The 13,976-nt window shown below is 64.3% G+C and carries 14 protein-coding genes; 11 read left to right on the top strand and 3 right to left on the bottom strand.

Annotated features, from left to right (window positions below; all coding sequences use genetic code 11):
• Nucleotides 1-6: 6 nt before the first annotated feature.
• The 6 genes from rpmJ (at nt 7) to rplQ (ending at nt 3,173) form a co-directional block, all read left to right on the top strand.
• Nucleotides 7-120, top strand: a complete 114-nt coding sequence (rpmJ, locus tag GFD32_RS16760; protein ID WP_031384759.1) for a 50S ribosomal protein L36 — start codon at nt 7-9, stop codon at nt 118-120.
• 122 nt (nt 121-242) lie between these two features.
• The gene (gene rpsM / locus GFD32_RS16755) at nt 243-599 is read left to right on the top strand and encodes a 30S ribosomal protein S13 (RefSeq protein ID WP_089688508.1); all 357 of its coding nucleotides are present in this window, start codon (nt 243-245) and stop codon (nt 597-599) included.
• 39 nt (nt 600-638) lie between these two features.
• Nucleotides 639-1,025 (top strand): 30S ribosomal protein S11, encoded by a 387-nt coding sequence (gene rpsK / locus GFD32_RS16750; RefSeq protein ID WP_163577733.1) that lies wholly within the window; start codon nt 639-641, stop codon nt 1,023-1,025.
• Nucleotides 1,026-1,037: 12 nt separating this feature from the next.
• A complete protein-coding gene (rpsD, locus tag GFD32_RS16745; protein ID WP_163577732.1) occupies nt 1,038-1,658 on the top strand; it encodes a 30S ribosomal protein S4 in 621 nt (206 codons plus the stop codon).
• An 84-nt stretch (nt 1,659-1,742) separates the two neighbouring features.
• Nucleotides 1,743-2,741, top strand: a complete 999-nt coding sequence (locus GFD32_RS16740; RefSeq protein WP_163577731.1) for a DNA-directed RNA polymerase subunit alpha — start codon at nt 1,743-1,745, stop codon at nt 2,739-2,741.
• A 39-nt stretch (nt 2,742-2,780) separates the two neighbouring features.
• A complete protein-coding gene (gene rplQ, locus GFD32_RS16735; protein WP_163577730.1) occupies nt 2,781-3,173 on the top strand; it encodes a 50S ribosomal protein L17 in 393 nt (130 codons plus the stop codon).
• 145 nt (nt 3,174-3,318) lie between these two features.
• On the opposite strand, the gene uvrA is transcribed toward rplQ, so the two are convergent.
• Complete coding sequence (gene uvrA / locus GFD32_RS16730) at nt 3,319-6,189, bottom strand: excinuclease ABC subunit UvrA (protein ID WP_163577729.1); 2,871 nt, start codon at nt 6,187-6,189, stop codon at nt 3,319-3,321.
• 161 nt (nt 6,190-6,350) lie between these two features.
• On the opposite strand from uvrA, the gene GFD32_RS16725 reads away from it, so the two are divergent.
• Genes GFD32_RS16725 through GFD32_RS16710 form a run of 4 tightly spaced genes read left to right on the top strand, consistent with a single transcriptional unit; the run spans nt 6,351 to nt 10,042 of the window.
• The gene (locus GFD32_RS16725) at nt 6,351-7,772 is read left to right on the top strand and encodes an MFS transporter (RefSeq protein ID WP_163577728.1); all 1,422 of its coding nucleotides are present in this window, start codon (nt 6,351-6,353) and stop codon (nt 7,770-7,772) included.
• A gap of 57 nt (nt 7,773-7,829) precedes the next feature.
• Nucleotides 7,830-8,372 carry a single-stranded DNA-binding protein gene (ssb, locus tag GFD32_RS16720; protein ID WP_163577727.1) on the top strand — a complete coding sequence of 181 codons (543 nt, stop codon included), beginning with the start codon at nt 7,830-7,832 and terminating at the stop codon, nt 8,370-8,372.
• 24 nt (nt 8,373-8,396) lie between these two features.
• Complete coding sequence (locus GFD32_RS16715; protein WP_163577726.1) at nt 8,397-9,284, top strand: sugar nucleotide-binding protein; 888 nt, start codon at nt 8,397-8,399, stop codon at nt 9,282-9,284.
• A complete protein-coding gene (locus tag GFD32_RS16710; RefSeq protein ID WP_163577725.1) occupies nt 9,281-10,042 on the top strand; it encodes a lysophospholipid acyltransferase family protein in 762 nt (253 codons plus the stop codon). The genes GFD32_RS16715 and GFD32_RS16710 overlap by 4 nt, the downstream gene beginning before the upstream one ends.
• A gap of 70 nt (nt 10,043-10,112) precedes the next feature.
• Here the strand turns inward: GFD32_RS16710 and fabB are convergent, their stop codons facing one another.
• Together fabB and fabA are read right to left on the bottom strand one after the other, a co-directional pair.
• The gene (gene fabB / locus GFD32_RS16705; protein ID WP_163577724.1) at nt 10,113-11,330 is read right to left on the bottom strand and encodes a beta-ketoacyl-ACP synthase I; all 1,218 of its coding nucleotides are present in this window, start codon (nt 11,328-11,330) and stop codon (nt 10,113-10,115) included.
• Nucleotides 11,331-11,343: 13 nt separating this feature from the next.
• A complete protein-coding gene (gene fabA, locus GFD32_RS16700) occupies nt 11,344-11,859 on the bottom strand; it encodes a 3-hydroxyacyl-[acyl-carrier-protein] dehydratase FabA (protein WP_163577723.1) in 516 nt (171 codons plus the stop codon).
• Nucleotides 11,860-12,106: 247 nt separating this feature from the next.
• Between fabA and GFD32_RS16695 the strand changes: the two genes are divergently transcribed.
• A complete protein-coding gene (locus GFD32_RS16695; protein ID WP_163577722.1) occupies nt 12,107-13,975 on the top strand; it encodes a putative bifunctional diguanylate cyclase/phosphodiesterase in 1,869 nt (622 codons plus the stop codon).
• Nucleotide 13,976: the final 1 nt, after the last annotated feature.

The raw sequence follows: 13,976 nt of genomic DNA, 5'->3' as shown, positions 1-13,976 counted from the left end.
AGAACGATGAAAGTTCGAGCTTCCGTCAAGAAAATGTGCCGCAACTGCAAGATCATCCGTCGCAACGGCGCCGTCCGCGTCATCTGCACGGAGCCGCGGCACAAACAGCGCCAGGGTTGATTTCTGGCGTTCATTGAAAGCGGTGCCGGCATGCCCCTTGTCCTTGTCCGGATAAAGGGGTATGCTGTTGCGCCTTTTGTAGTGACCCAACGAGCAAGCCGCTCAAATTTCGGAGTAAGCTGATGGCCCGTATAGCAGGCGTCAATATCCCGGACAACAAGCATGCGGCGATCTCGCTGACCTATATCTTCGGGATTGGCCGTACGCGTGCACGTGACATTTGTGCCGCCGCCGGCATCGCGCCGACCACCAAGATCCAGGAGCTGTCCTCTGAGGAAGTGGATACCCTGCGTAGTGAAGTCGGCAAGTACACCGTGGAAGGTGACCTTCGTCGTGATGTGACGCTCAATATCAAGCGTCTCATGGACCTGGGTTGCTATCGTGGTCTGCGTCATCGTCGCGGTCTTCCGCTGCGTGGTCAGCGTACCAAGACCAATGCGCGTACCCGCAAGGGCCCGCGCAAGCCGATTCGCAAGTAACACGCACGTTCTGGCGTAACGACAGGAAACGACATCAACATGGCTAACCCGCGTAGCAACCGCAAGAAGGTTAAAAAGCAGGTAGTGGATGCCGTCGCGCATATCCACGCCTCTTTTAACAACACGATCGTGACGATCACAGACCGCCAGGGCAACGCGCTCTCCTGGGCGACTGCCGGTGGTTCGGGTTTTCGTGGTTCTCGCAAGAGCACCCCGTTCGCTGCTCAAGTGGCAAGCGAACGTGCAGCCAATGCTGCAGCCGAGTATGGTGTGAAAAACGTCGACGTGCTGGTCAAAGGCCCCGGTCCGGGCCGTGAATCCGCCGTGCGCGCGCTGAGCGCCGCCGGCTTCCGCGTGCAGAGCATCACCGACGCGACGCCCATTCCCCACAATGGCTGCCGTCCGCCGAAGAAACGCCGCGTTTAAGGAGACAGATTCATGGCTCGTTATATTGGACCGAAGTGCAAACTGTCTCGTCGTGAAGGCACCGACCTCTTTCTGAAGAGCGGTGTCACTCCCTTCGAGAAGAAGTGCAAATCCGAGCAGATTCCGGGTGTGCACGGCCAGCGCCGTCAGCGTCTTTCCGACTACGGCTTGCAGCTTCGCGAGAAGCAGAAAGTGCGCCGCATGTACGGCGTGCTCGAGAAGCAGTTCCGCAGCTACTACAAGGAAGCGGCCCGCCGCTCCGGGGCCACCGGCGAAGTCCTGCTGCAGCTGCTCGAGTCCCGACTGGACAACGTCGTCTACCGCATGGGCTTCGGCTCCACCCGTTCCGAGGCACGCCAGCTGGTGAGCCACAAGGCGATTGCCGTCAATGGCCGGTCCGTCAACGTGGCGTCCTATCAGGTCAAGCCCGGTGACGTGGTGTCCGTCCGCGAGAAGGCGAAGAATCAGGCGCGTATCCAGAATGCGCTCGGCATCGCTGCCAACCGCGGTGATGTGGCCTGGATCGAGGTGGACGCGAAGAAGATGGAAGGCACCTTCAAGGCTATCCCGGAACGCGGCGACCTGTCTGCCGACATCAACGAAAACCTGATCGTCGAGCTGTACTCGAAGTAAGCGTCGCTGTTCGCGTCGTGCCGGCCCCGGCTGGGGTCGGCGCCGAGTACCGAGTAACCGTTTGGCAGCCTTATAGGTGTAGTTATGCAGCGTTCAGTGACAGAGTTTCTCCGTCCGCGCGATATCAAGGTCGAAGAGATCAGCGCTCACCACGCGAAGATCGTGCTCGAGCCGTTCGAGCGCGGTTTCGGCCACACCCTGGGGAATGCGCTGCGTCGTATCCTGCTCTCGTCCATGCCCGGCTGTGCCGTGGTGGAAGCCGAGATCGCCGGTGTCGAGCACGAGTACAGCGCCATCGAAGGGGTTCAGGAAGACGTCATCGAGATTCTGCTGAATCTCAAGGATGTGGCCATCCGCATGCACAGTCGCGACGAGGCGATGCTCTCGCTGAACAAGCAGGGCCCGGCCGTGGTGACTGCGGGTGATATCGTGCTCGACCACGACGTCGAAATCGTCAATCCCGACCACATCATCGCTCACGTGAACGAGGGCGCCGAGCTCAAGATGCAGCTCAAGGTCGCGCGAGGGCGTGGCTACGAGCCGGCCGATACTCGCTTGGATGCCGACGACGAGTCCCGCGCCATCGGTCGCCTGCAGTTGGATGCCACCTTCAGTCCGGTGCGCCGCGTCTCCTATTCCGTCGATGCGGCACGCGTCGAGCAGCGTACCGATCTCGATAAGCTGATCATCGACTTGGAAACCGACGGCACCCTGGATCCGGAAGAGGCCATCCGTCGCAGCGCCACCATCCTGCAGGAGCAGTTGGCCGCGTTCGTCGATTTGGAAGCCGACAAGGAGCAGGAGGTCGAAGAGGAAGAGGATCACATCGATCCCATCCTGCTGCGTCCCGTCGACGATCTCGAGTTGACCGTGCGTAGTGCCAATTGCCTGAAGGCCGAGAACATCTACTACATCGGCGATCTCATCCAGCGCACCGAGGTGGAGCTGCTCAAGACGCCCAATCTCGGCAAGAAGTCGTTGAACGAGATCAAGGACGTATTGGCGGCCCGCGGTCTGTCTCTGGGCATGCGGCTGGAAAACTGGCCCCCGGCAAGCCTGAAGGACGACAAGACCTCTGCCTGAGCGTCGACTCGAGTCCCAGTTTGGTAAGGAATCACAACCATGCGTCATCGTAAGAGTGGTCGTCACCTGAATCGTACCAGCTCGCATCGCCAGGCCATGTTCAAGAACATGAGCGTGTCGTTGATCGAGCACGAAGTGATCAAGACAACCCTGCCCAAGGCCAAGGAACTGCGGCGCGTCATCGAGCCGCTGATCACCCTGGCCAAGCAGGACAGCGTTGCCAACCGTCGTCTGGCCTTCAGCCGCACTCGCTCCAAGGAAGCGGTCGGCAAGCTCTTCAACGAGCTGGGCCCGCGCTACGTTGAGCGTCCCGGCGGCTATGTGCGCATTCTCAAGTGCGGTTACCGCACCGGCGACAATGCGCCCATGGCTTATGTCGAGCTCGTCGACCGTCCGGTCGTCGAGGAGGTCGAGGAAGCCATCGAGGAGTGATCCTCGCCGGCCCTCCGGCTTCGGCAAGCGCTGACAAAAAACCGGCTCCCTGAAGGGAGCCGGTTTTTTGTGCCCGGCTTCGCCGGGAGCTGTAAGAACACCTGCTCCGCAGGCTTGAGCTTCGAGCTTCGAGCTTCGAAGTTGGTCAGGTCTCCGCTGCACGCGTAGTCCGTGGCTCGTGGCCCGTGGCGTGCCTTTCCAGCAGCGACTTGAGAAAGCGTCCGGTGTGCGAGCCCTCCATGGCGGCGACCTGTTCCGGGGTGCCCTCGGCGATGATTCGCCCGCCGCCGGCGCCGCCCTCGGGGCCCAGGTCAACGAGCCAGTCGGCAGTCTTGATGACGTCGAGGTTGTGTTCGATCACCACGATGGTGTTGCCGTGGTCGCGCAGGCGGTGCAGCACGGTGAGCAGCTGGCGGATGTCCTCGAAATGCAGCCCCGTGGTGGGCTCGTCGAGGATGTAGAGCGTCTGGCCGGTATCCCGCTTGGCGAGCTCCCTGGCCAGCTTGATGCGCTGAGCTTCGCCACCCGAGAGAGTGGTGGCGCTCTGCCCCAGGCGGATGTAGGAGAGGCCCACGTCCATCAGCGTCTGCAGGCGCCGGGCGATGGCCGGTACCGGACTGAAGAAGGCCAGCGCCTCCTCCACGGTCATCTCCAGCACCTCGTGAATGTTCTTGCCCTTGTACTGGACCTCTAGCGTTTCGCGATTGTAGCGCTTGCCTTTGCAGACGTCGCAGGGTACGTAGATGTCGGGGAGGAAGTGCATCTCCACCTTGATCATTCCCTCGCCCTGGCATGCCTCGCAGCGTCCGCCCTTGACGTTGAACGAGAACCGGCCGGGTTTGTAGCCGCGTGAGCGGGCTTCCTGTGTGCCAGCGAAGAGCTCGCGGATGGGGGTGAAGATGCCGGTGTAGGTAGCCGGGTTGGAGCGTGGCGTGCGGCCGATGGGGCTCTGGTCGATGTCGATGATTTTGTCGAGCAGTTCGAGCCCTTCGATGCGTTCGTAAGGCGCTGGAGTGAGCGTCGTGGCTCGGTTGAGCTCACGCGCGGCGATGGGCATCAGCGTCGAGTTGATCAGCGTCGACTTGCCCGAGCCGGATACGCCGGTGACGCAGACGAAGAGGCCCAGAGGCAGCGTGAGGGTGACGTCGTGAAGGTTGTGGCCGCTGGCGCCGGTGAGGAGCAGCGTCTTTTCGGGATTACCGGGAATGCGCCATGGCGGCACCTCGATGCGCCGCTTGCCGGCGAGATACTGGCCGGTGAGGGAGTCAGGGCACGCCATGACATCCTTGGGCGTGCCCTGGGCGACGATCCGGCCGCCGTGTACACCGGCGCCGGGGCCGATATCCAGCACGTGGTCGGCGGCCAGAATGGCCTCCTCGTCGTGCTCCACCACGATCACGGTGTTTCCCAGGTCGCGCAGGCGGGTCAGGGTGCGCAGCAACCGGTCGTTGTCGCGCTGGTGCAACCCGATGGAGGGCTCGTCGAGGATGTACATCACGCCCACCAGGCCGGCGCCGATCTGGCTGGCCAGGCGAATGCGCTGTGCCTCGCCACCGGAGAGAGTGTCGGCGCTGCGTTCCAGGTTGAGGTAGTCCAGGCCGACGTTGACGAGAAACTCCAGGCGGGCCTGGATCTCGTTGACGATCTTGACGGCGATCTCCCCCTTGCGCCCCGACAGCGTCAGCTGCTGGAAGTACGCCCAAGCCTCGCCGATGGGCAGGGCCACGAGATCGGGGAGGCTGCGGCCGTCGACGAAGACGTGGCGGGCCTCCTTGCGCAGCCGCGATCCCGCACAGGTGGGGCAGGGGCGCTCGGCGATGTAGCGAGCCAGTTCTTCGCGCACCATGCTCGATTCGGTTTCGCGATAGCGCCGCTGCATGTTGGGTAGTACCCCTTCGAAAGGGTGTTCGCGGGTTACCTTGCGGCCACGGTCGTTGACGTAGTGGAAGGCAATGTCGTCATGGCCGCTGCCGTGAAGAATGACGTCGCGTTCGTGACGCGCCAGCTCCTGCCAGGGCGTCTCCAGAGTGAAACGATAGTGTTCGGCGACGGACTGAAGCTGGCTGAAGTAATAGACGCTGCGCCGGTCCCAGCCCTTGATCACCCCTTCGGCGAGTGATAGCTCGGGATGGCTGATCAGCTTGGCGGGATCGAAGATCTGCTGCACGCCTAGGCCGTCGCAGGTAGGGCAAGCGCCGGCCGGGTTGTTGAATGAGAACATGCGCGGTTCGAGTTCGGCGATGGCGTAGCCGCACACCGGGCAGGCGAAGCGTGAAGAGAAGGGGATGTCCTCCGCCTCGCCGTCCATGAAGTGGATCACGGCCGTGCCGTCCGCCAGGTTCAGGGCGGTTTCGAAAGACTCCGCGAGACGCTGCTGCAGGCCGTCGCGAACCTTGATGCGGTCGACCACCACGCTGATGTCGTGTTTCTTGTTCTTGTCCAGCGGGGCGATGTCGTCGAGTTCGAGCACCTGGCCGTCGATCATGGCGCGCACGAAGCCCTGCGCACGAAGCTCGGCGAGGAGTTGCAGGTGTTCGCCCTTGCGGCCCGATACCACCGGCGCGAGCAGCATCAGCTTGCTGCCTTCGGGCAGCGCCAGCACTTGGTCGACCATCTGCGACACCGTGCTCGCCTCGAGATCCTCGCCGTGCTCGGGGCAGCGCGGGGTGCCGGCGCGGGCGAACAGCAGGCGCAGGTAATCGTAGATCTCGGTGATGGTGCCCACGGTGGAACGCGGGTTGTGGGAGGTGGACTTCTGCTCGATGGAGATGGCAGGCGACAGCCCTTCGATGTGGTCGATGTCGGGTTTTTCCATCATCGACAGGAATTGCCGCGCGTAGGTGGAGAGCGACTCGACGTAGCGGCGCTGCCCCTCGGCGTAAAGGGTGTCGAAGGCCAGCGATGACTTGCCTGAGCCGGAGAGTCCGGTGACTACGATCAGCTTGTCGCGGGGCAGGTCGACGTCGATCTGCTTGAGATTGTGAGTGCGGGCACCCCTGACCAGAATCCTGTCCATTCCCACCTCGTGTCGCGCGGCAAAACGTCCATTATACGGTCGCCGGGCGGTGAGCGGCAAAGCGCCTGCCGAGTGGCGTTTCCCGCACCGGCCAGAGGCGCTAGAATGGTCGTTTCGACCATGGGGCTGCGGCCCGCCCATCAAAGGACGCGCGATTGCCTATGCGCAAGGTCTCAGGATTGTTGCTCACCGCCGAACGGCGTGCCATCACCGGCCTGGCCGGGCTCTACGCGTCACGCATGCTGGGGCTGTTCATGGTGCTGCCGGTGCTGGCGCTGTATGCCGATGACCTGACCGGCGCCACGCCGCTGCTGGTGGGCCTGGCGCTGGGCATCTACGGTCTGACCCAGGCGATCCTGCAGATTCCCTTCGGCATGATGTCCGACCGTGTGGGGCGCAAGCCGGTCATTGCCGCTGGGCTGCTGCTCTTCCTGGTGGGCAGCGTGGTGGCGGCGAACGCCGACAGCATCGGCGGGGTGATCGTCGGGCGCTGCCTGCAGGGCAGTGGTGCCGTGGCAGCCGCCATCATGGCGTTGCTCGCCGATCAGACCCGCGAGCAGGTACGCACCGCCGCCATGGCCACCATCGGGCTCTCCATCGGTGTCGCTTTCGCCGTGGCCATGGTTATCGGGCCCTGGTTGGCGGCAAGCTTCGGCCTGGCGGCCGTATTCTGGTTCTCCGCCGGCCTGGCCCTGGTGGGCCTTGCCGTGCTGGCCTGGCTGGTACCCCCGGCGCCACGCCGATTGCGTCATCGGGATGTGGGCATGGACCGCCGACAGCTGACCGATATCGTCACGCGTGCCGACCTGTGGCGGCTCGATCTGTCGATTTTCGCTCTGCACCTGGTGTTGATGGCCATCTTCGTCGCCGTGCCGTTCCGCCTGGTCGAGGCGGGCATCGCCGTCGACCGACACGGCCTGACCTATCTCGGCGTCATGGCCCTGGCGTTCATCGGCATGGTGCCGCTGGTGATCGTTGCCGAGAAGCGCCAGCGCATGAAGAGCATGTGCCTGCTTGCCATTGCGGCGATCGCCGCGAGCCTGTTCGGCCTGGCTGGCCTGGCCGGCGGCAGCGTGACGCTGTTCGCCTGGCTGCTGGTGTTCTTCATCGGTTTCAATCTGCTCGAGGCGACCCTGCCGTCGATGCTCAGCAAGCTGGCGCCGGCGGGCGCCAAGGGCACCGCCATGGGCATCTACTCCACCAGCCAGTTCCTGGGCGCCTTTCTCGGCGGGGTGCTGGGCGGTTTTCTGGCCCAGCAGTGGGGGCTGGACGCCGTGTTCCTGGGAGCTGCAGCGCTGACCCTGGCGTGGGGGGCGTTGATGCTTGGCATGCCGACGCCGCCCCACCTGGCCAGCGAAGTGGTGGCACTGGACGCCGACCAGCCAGAGGACGCCCTGGAGACACTGATGACCCGTTTTGCCGAGGTGGCCGGTGTCGAGGACGTGTTGGTCGTCCCCGAGGAGCGGCTGGCCTACCTCAAGGTGGATCGCCAGCATCTCGACGAGCAGGCGCTGGCGCGCCTGACCCGTTCCCAGCATACCGCCGAAGAGTCCGGTACGCTGGGACAGCAACCGCGCTCGTGATACGACGAGCCGACTGCGCGCACTGCGCGCCTCATGACAGACAACAGGGAGTTCAGCATGGCCCGCGGCGTCAATAAAGTCATTCTCATCGGCAATCTGGGGCAGGACCCGGATATCCGTTTCATGCCTTCCGGCAACCCCGTCGCCAACTTGCGTCTGGCCACCACCGACACCTGGATGGACCGCCAGAGCGGTCAGCGCCAGGAGCGAACCGAGTGGCACAACGTGGTGATGTTCAACAAACTGGCGGAGATCGCCCAGCAGTATCTCAAGAAGGGATCGCGCATTTATGTCGAAGGGCGCCTGCAGACCCGCAAGTGGCAGGGCCAGGACGGTCAGGACCGCTACACCACCGAGATCGTCGTCAACGACATGCAGATGCTCGACTCGCGCAGCGGTGGCGATTTCCAGGGCGGGGGCATGGGTCAGCAGCCACAGGGTGGCTATGGCAACGCACCCCAGCAGCAGGGTGGCCAGCCACAGCGTCCTGCAGCCCAACCCAACCGGCAGCCGGCCAACGATCCGCCCCAGCAGCAGGGCAACTATGGCGCTCCCGACCCGGGCAGCTTCGACGACTTCGATGATGAAATCCCTTTCTGATCGCCGGGATATCGAGGGGTACGCGTGAAGCTGCTGATACTGGATGCCGGACATTGCCTGAACTTGGCGCTGGCACGGATTGCGCACCGCCGCAGCGACACCGAGCTGGTCATCGAGCCGGGGTTGTCGGTGTCGGCGCAGCAGTTGCGCGATCTGGCACCGGATGCGGTGATCATACCGCCGCTTGCCGGACCCATGGATATCGAGCCGGCCGCGGTGATCGCCCATGGCGAAGGCGTGGACGATTGCCTGACAGCGTGCCGGGAGACTGCCACGCCCCTGGTGTGGTGCGTCTCCGATCAGCTCTACCAGGATGGCTTCGATGCCCCCATCGATGAGCACGTCATTCCGGCGCCGCGTGACGAGAGCCTGCGGCGACTGATCGCCATCGGCGACCGCGTACGCAGCGGTCATCCCCACCACCTGATCGTGCGTCTCGGCCCGCTGTTCGCCCTGGAGGGAAGCCATGCTTGGCTGGGCGGGCTCATCGACAGTCTGATGGCAGGCGACGCCGTGCGCGCCGCCCAGGACGTGATCTTCTGCCCCACGTCGGCGGATGCCGTGGCCATGGCGCTGGTCGGCATGCTCCATCAGCTGGTGTGTGGCTCTCAGGCATGGGGGGCTTACCACCTGGCGGGCACCGAGCCAGTGAGCGCTTACACCTTCGCTTCCATGGTGCGAACCCAGCTGTCGACGCGCCTGGAAGGGCTCGGCGAGCAGCCGTATCTTGGTGAGGTCAAGGCCCTCAAGCACCATCACGATCAGCCGCTGCGTCGCGTGCTCAACTGCCGTCGCGTACTGGAAGCGTTCGGTGTGCACCAGCGCCCCTGGCGGCTGGAGGTGGGGCGCATGCTGGACGAGTGGGTGCAGGTGCGTGCACCGGTGCAAGACGAAGGTAATGCCCAACCATGAACGTCATCCGTAGCGGGATCTTCTATATCGGCTATTTTGCCGCCATGCTGGTCTGCGGCCTGCTATTCCTGCTGCCTTCTCCGTTTCTGCCGCTCAAGTCGCGTTATCGCCTGCTCAACCTTTACAACCATTTCATCATTGCCTGGTTTCGCCTCGTGTGCGGCGTGCGCTACGAGATTCGAGGGCGCGAGCGGCTGCCGCCCGGGCCTTGCGTGATACTGTCCAATCATCAGAGCGAGTGGGAAACCGTCTATCTGCAGCTGATCAAGCCGCCGGTATGCACGGTGCTCAAGAAGGAGTTGCTCAACATCCCGTTATTCGGCTGGGGGTTGCGCCTGCTGCATCCCATCGCGCTGGATCGTTCCCGGCCAGCGCGCGCCATGAAGCAAGTACTGACCCAAGGCAAGCAGCGTCTGGAAGAGGGCTTGTCGGTGCTGATCTTTCCCGAGGGAACGCGCGTCGATCCGGGAGCTCGCAAGCGTTACAGCAAGAGCGGTGCGGTGATCGCCTGTCGAGCCGGTGTGCCGGTGGTGCCGGTGGCGCACAATGCCGGTGAGCGCTGGCCGGGACGGCACTGGGTGAAGAACCCGGGAACGTTGCGCCTGGTCGTGGGCGAGCCGATTGCCACCGAGGGGCGTACCCCCGAGGAGGTGCTGGTGGAGGTGGAGGCGTGGGTCGAGGCGCGCCTGGCGGAGATATCCGATGTGCCGCGGCCGGCTGCACCGAGCCGAGAGGCGGTGGAAAGCCCTCAGGCCTGAGCGGCAAGGCAAGCCCGAATGCCAACGACGCCCCGCGGGGCGCCGTTGGCGGTGGTCGCTTGACGTGGTTTCAGCCGCGGTATTTCTGCAATACCAGGCAGGCGTTGGTGCCGCCGAAGCCGAAACTGTTGGAGAGGATGCGCTCCACGGTCACGCCGTCGCGACGACGGTCGACGATGTCGAAGCCCTCGGCCTGCTCATCGAGATTTTCGATGTTGGCGGAGGCGGCCAGGAAGCCCTGCTCCATCATCAGCAGGGAGTAGATCGTCTCCTGAACGCCGGTGGCGCCCAGGGAGTGGCCGGTCAGCGACTTGGTGGAACTCATCGCTGGCGTGGAATCGCCGAATACCTCACGGATCGCCTTGAGCTCGGCGACGTCGCCCACCGGTGTGGAGGTGCCGTGGGTGTTGATGTAGTCGATCTCGCCATCCACGGTGGCCAGCGCCTGGCGCATGCAGCGTACCGCACCCTCGCCGGAGGGGGCGACCATGTCGTAGCCGTCGGAGGTGGCGCCGTAGCCGACCAGCTCGGCGTAGATCGTCGCCCCGCGCGCCTTGGCGTGCTCCAGCTCCTCGAGTACCAGCATGCCGCCGCCACCAGCGATGACGAAGCCGTCACGGGCTTGATCGTAGGGGCGAGAGGCCTTGTCGGGCGCATCGTTGTAGTGGGTCGACAGTGCGCCCATGGCATCGAACAGACAGGACAGCGTCCAGTGCTCTTCTTCGCCGCCGCCGGCGAAGACCACGTCTTGCTTGCCGAGCTGAATCTGCTCCATGGCGTTGCCGATGCAGTGGGCCGAGGTGGCGCAAGCCGAGGAGATCGAATAGTTGACCCCCTTGATGGCGAACGGCGTGGCCAGGCAGGCGGAAACGGTGCTGCCCATGGTGCGTGTGACCCGGTAAGGCCCCACGCGGCGCAGCCCCTTCTCGCGCATCACGTCGGCAGCTTCCACCTGGTTGGCGCTGGAAGCACCGCCCGAGCCGGCGATCAGTCCGGTGCGCTCGTTGGATACCTGCTCGGGCGTGAGACCGGAATCCTTGACGGCCTGGGCCATGGAGACATAGGCATAGGCTGCGGCATCGCCCATGAAGCGGCGCAGCTTGCGATCGACCAGAGCGTCGAGGTCGATGTCGACGACCCCGGCGACCTGACTGCGGAAGCCGCGTTCGGCGTACTCCTCCTTGAAGCGAATGCCGGAGCGCCCGTTTCTGAGCGCCTCGACGACGGTTTCCCGGTCGTTGCCCAGGCAGGATACGATGCCCAGGCCAGTGACTACCACTCGTCTCATGGAAGCCTCCTGATCAGAAATTCGCAGTGGAGGTGAATAGCCCAACGCGCAGGTCCTGGGCCTGGTAGATTTCGCGGCCATCCACCGACACCATGCCATCGGCAATGCCGAGGATCAGGCGCCGTGTGATGATGCGCTTGATGTGGATATGATATTTGACCTTTTCGGCCTCGGGGAGGATCTGGCCGGTGAACTTGACCTCGCCGCAGCCCAAGGCGCGACCGCGACCGGGATGGCCGAGCCAGCCGAGGTAGAAGCCGACCAGTTGCCACATGGCATCCAAACCCAGGCAGCCGGGCATCACCGGGTCGCCGGGGAAGTGGCACTCGAAGAACCATAGGTCGGGATGGATATCCAGTTCGGCGATCAACTCGCCCTTGTCGAACTGGCCGCCCTGCTCATGGATGTGCGTGATGCGATCGAGCATCAGCATGTTGGGGGCCGGCAGCTGGGCATTGCCGGGACCGAACAGCTCGCCGCGCGAGCATGCCAGCAGTTCTTCGCGTTCGAAAGAGTGTTGCTTGGTCACTGAGTCGTTCCGAGTCGCAGTTGTCGTGGGCCAGCCGCGGGCATAACGATGCGGCCTGGCGCAGGCGGCCGCCCCGCCGGACAGCCCCGCACTAGTCTACTGGCCGTGGCGGGCGAATGCACGCCAGCATGACGTCACCCGGCCCAGAGGGTAAAGTATTGGCGCAAGATGACGATACCGTTCTCTACTCACGACGTCTTGCCGTGACGCGTTATCCTGCGCTCATCGCCGCCCACCAGGAGCCTACATGGCGCCTTCGCTGACCCTCAATCGCCCCCTGTTCTGGCTTGCCCTGGCAGCCTTGCCGGCCTGCGTCTGGTTGCCGTCGCCAGGCCTTCGGCTGGTGGCGATGGGCGTGGTGGTGCTGGGCCTGGCAGATACCTGGCGGCAGCTACGCCGCGACCGCCAGAATGCCGAGCTGATGCAGCAGGCGCTGATGCTCTCCGAGGAGGGGGTACAGATCACCGATGCCGGGAACCACATCCTGGCCGTCAACCCCGCTTTCACCCGCATCACCGGCTTCAGCGAGGACGAAGTGCGCGGGCTCAATGCCGCCAACCTGGTGGCAGCCCGTCACGACAGTGCGTTCTTTCAGCGGCTGTGGCAGACCCTGGAAACCAAGGGGCGCTGGGAGGGTGAAATATGGAACCGTCGCAAGCAGGGCGATGAGTATCCCGAGTGGCTGCGCCTCAAGGCCGTCGTCGATCGCCAAGGGCGCATCACTCACTACGTCGGCACCTTCAGCGACATTTCGGTGCACAAGGCGCGTGAACAGGATTTGCGGCGCATCGGTTTCGAAGATCCGCTCACCGGCCTGCCCAATCGCCGTCGCCTGCATGACCTCATGACGTCGCGGTTGCGCCACCTGCGCGCCGGCGAGAGCCTCGACATGGCGATCATCGATATCGACGGCTTCAAATCGGTCAACGACAGCCTGGGCGTCGAGCAGGGCGACCGTCTATTGGCCCGTTTCGGCCAGCGCCTGGCGCGTCACGTGGCCGGCGGTGTCGTGGGTCGATTGGGCGGCGACGAGTTTTTGGTCATCCGCACGACCACCTTCGACGACCACGAAAAATGGGTGGCGGGTCTGCGCCAGCACATGAGCGAGCCCTTCGAGGTGGCTAGCCGCACGCTGCGCCTGGGGCTCTCCATCGGCAGCTGTCGTGCTCCGGAAGATGGCCGCGATTCCGGCGTGCTCTTCCAGCGCCTTGAGTCGGCGCTGTATGCCGCCAAGCGGCACGGTCGCAACGTCAGTCAACGCTTTCGCCCGGCCCTCGATGTCCAGGACAGCCCTCATATGGCGCTGGTCTATGCGTTGCGCGACGCCCTGGCCACCGGCGAACAGCTGGAACTGCATTACCAGACCCAGCATCGCACCCAGGACGGCGGCGTGGTGGGGATGGAGGCTCTGCTGCGCTGGCGTCATCCCGAGCACGGCATGGTGTCGCCAGGAGAGTTCGTTCCGCTGGCCGAGCGCCATGGCCTGATGGGGCCGCTGGGCAATTGGGTGATCGACGAGGCGCTGGCGCAGATGGCGCGCTGGCGGGAACTGGGGCTGCCGGCGCTGCCGGTATGGATCAACATCTCGGCGATCCAGATGTTCCAGGGCGAGCTCGAGTCGGCACTTTCGTCGGGGCTGGCACGTCACGGCATTCCTGCCGCTCAGCTCGGTCTCGAGATCACCGAGTCGGTGCTGCTCGACGAGCGTGCGGGTGATATCGTGCCGCGTTTGAAGGCGTTGCGCGCCCGCGGACATCGCATTGCCATCGACGACTTCGGCACCGGCTACTCCTCGCTGAGCTACCTCAAGCACCTGCCCTTGGACAAGATCAAGCTCGACCGTGCCTTTATCCGCTCGCTCCCCGACGAGGCAGCGGATGCCGCCATCGTGGGCGCCGTCCTGGCCATGGCTCGCGGCCTGGATCTGGATGTCATTGCCGAGGGCGTGGAGACCCAGGAGCAGCTCGACTTCCTGAATGCGGCTGGCTGCAGTCTGGTTCAGGGCTTCCTGTTCGCTCGCCCGGTTCCGGCTCAGGCATTGATCGACCAGTGGCAGCAGGCCACGGCGTCGGCACGCGCCGATTCCTCGGCGTTGGGCTCCGAGCCGACCGCCTGAG

Source organism: Halomonas faecis, from assembly GCF_010993975.1.
Lineage (GTDB): Bacteria > Pseudomonadota > Gammaproteobacteria > Pseudomonadales > Halomonadaceae > Halomonas > Halomonas faecis.
The sequence above is the reverse complement of the archived record's forward strand: the minus strand, read 5'-3'. Positions and strand labels throughout refer to the sequence as shown.

Excerpts from the sequence above, each read along its gene's own strand:
- rpmJ (WP_031384759.1), top strand. The coding sequence starts at position 7 with ATGAAAGTTCGAGCTTCCGTCAAGAAAATGTGCCGCAACTGCAAGATC.
- rpsM (WP_089688508.1), top strand. The coding sequence starts at position 243 with ATGGCCCGTATAGCAGGCGTCAATATCCCGGACAACAAGCATGCGGCG.
- rpsK (WP_163577733.1), top strand. The coding sequence starts at position 639 with ATGGCTAACCCGCGTAGCAACCGCAAGAAGGTTAAAAAGCAGGTAGTG.
- rpsD (WP_163577732.1), top strand. The coding sequence starts at position 1,038 with ATGGCTCGTTATATTGGACCGAAGTGCAAACTGTCTCGTCGTGAAGGC.
- GFD32_RS16740 (WP_163577731.1), top strand. The coding sequence starts at position 1,743 with ATGCAGCGTTCAGTGACAGAGTTTCTCCGTCCGCGCGATATCAAGGTC.
- rplQ (WP_163577730.1), top strand. The coding sequence starts at position 2,781 with ATGCGTCATCGTAAGAGTGGTCGTCACCTGAATCGTACCAGCTCGCAT.
- uvrA (WP_163577729.1), bottom strand. The coding sequence starts at position 6,189 with ATGGACAGGATTCTGGTCAGGGGTGCCCGCACTCACAATCTCAAGCAG.
- GFD32_RS16725 (WP_163577728.1), top strand. The coding sequence starts at position 6,351 with ATGCGCAAGGTCTCAGGATTGTTGCTCACCGCCGAACGGCGTGCCATC.
- ssb (WP_163577727.1), top strand. The coding sequence starts at position 7,830 with ATGGCCCGCGGCGTCAATAAAGTCATTCTCATCGGCAATCTGGGGCAG.
- GFD32_RS16710 (WP_163577725.1), top strand. The coding sequence starts at position 9,281 with ATGAACGTCATCCGTAGCGGGATCTTCTATATCGGCTATTTTGCCGCC.
- fabB (WP_163577724.1), bottom strand. The coding sequence starts at position 11,330 with ATGAGACGAGTGGTAGTCACTGGCCTGGGCATCGTATCCTGCCTGGGC.
- GFD32_RS16695 (WP_163577722.1), top strand. The coding sequence starts at position 12,107 with ATGGCGCCTTCGCTGACCCTCAATCGCCCCCTGTTCTGGCTTGCCCTG.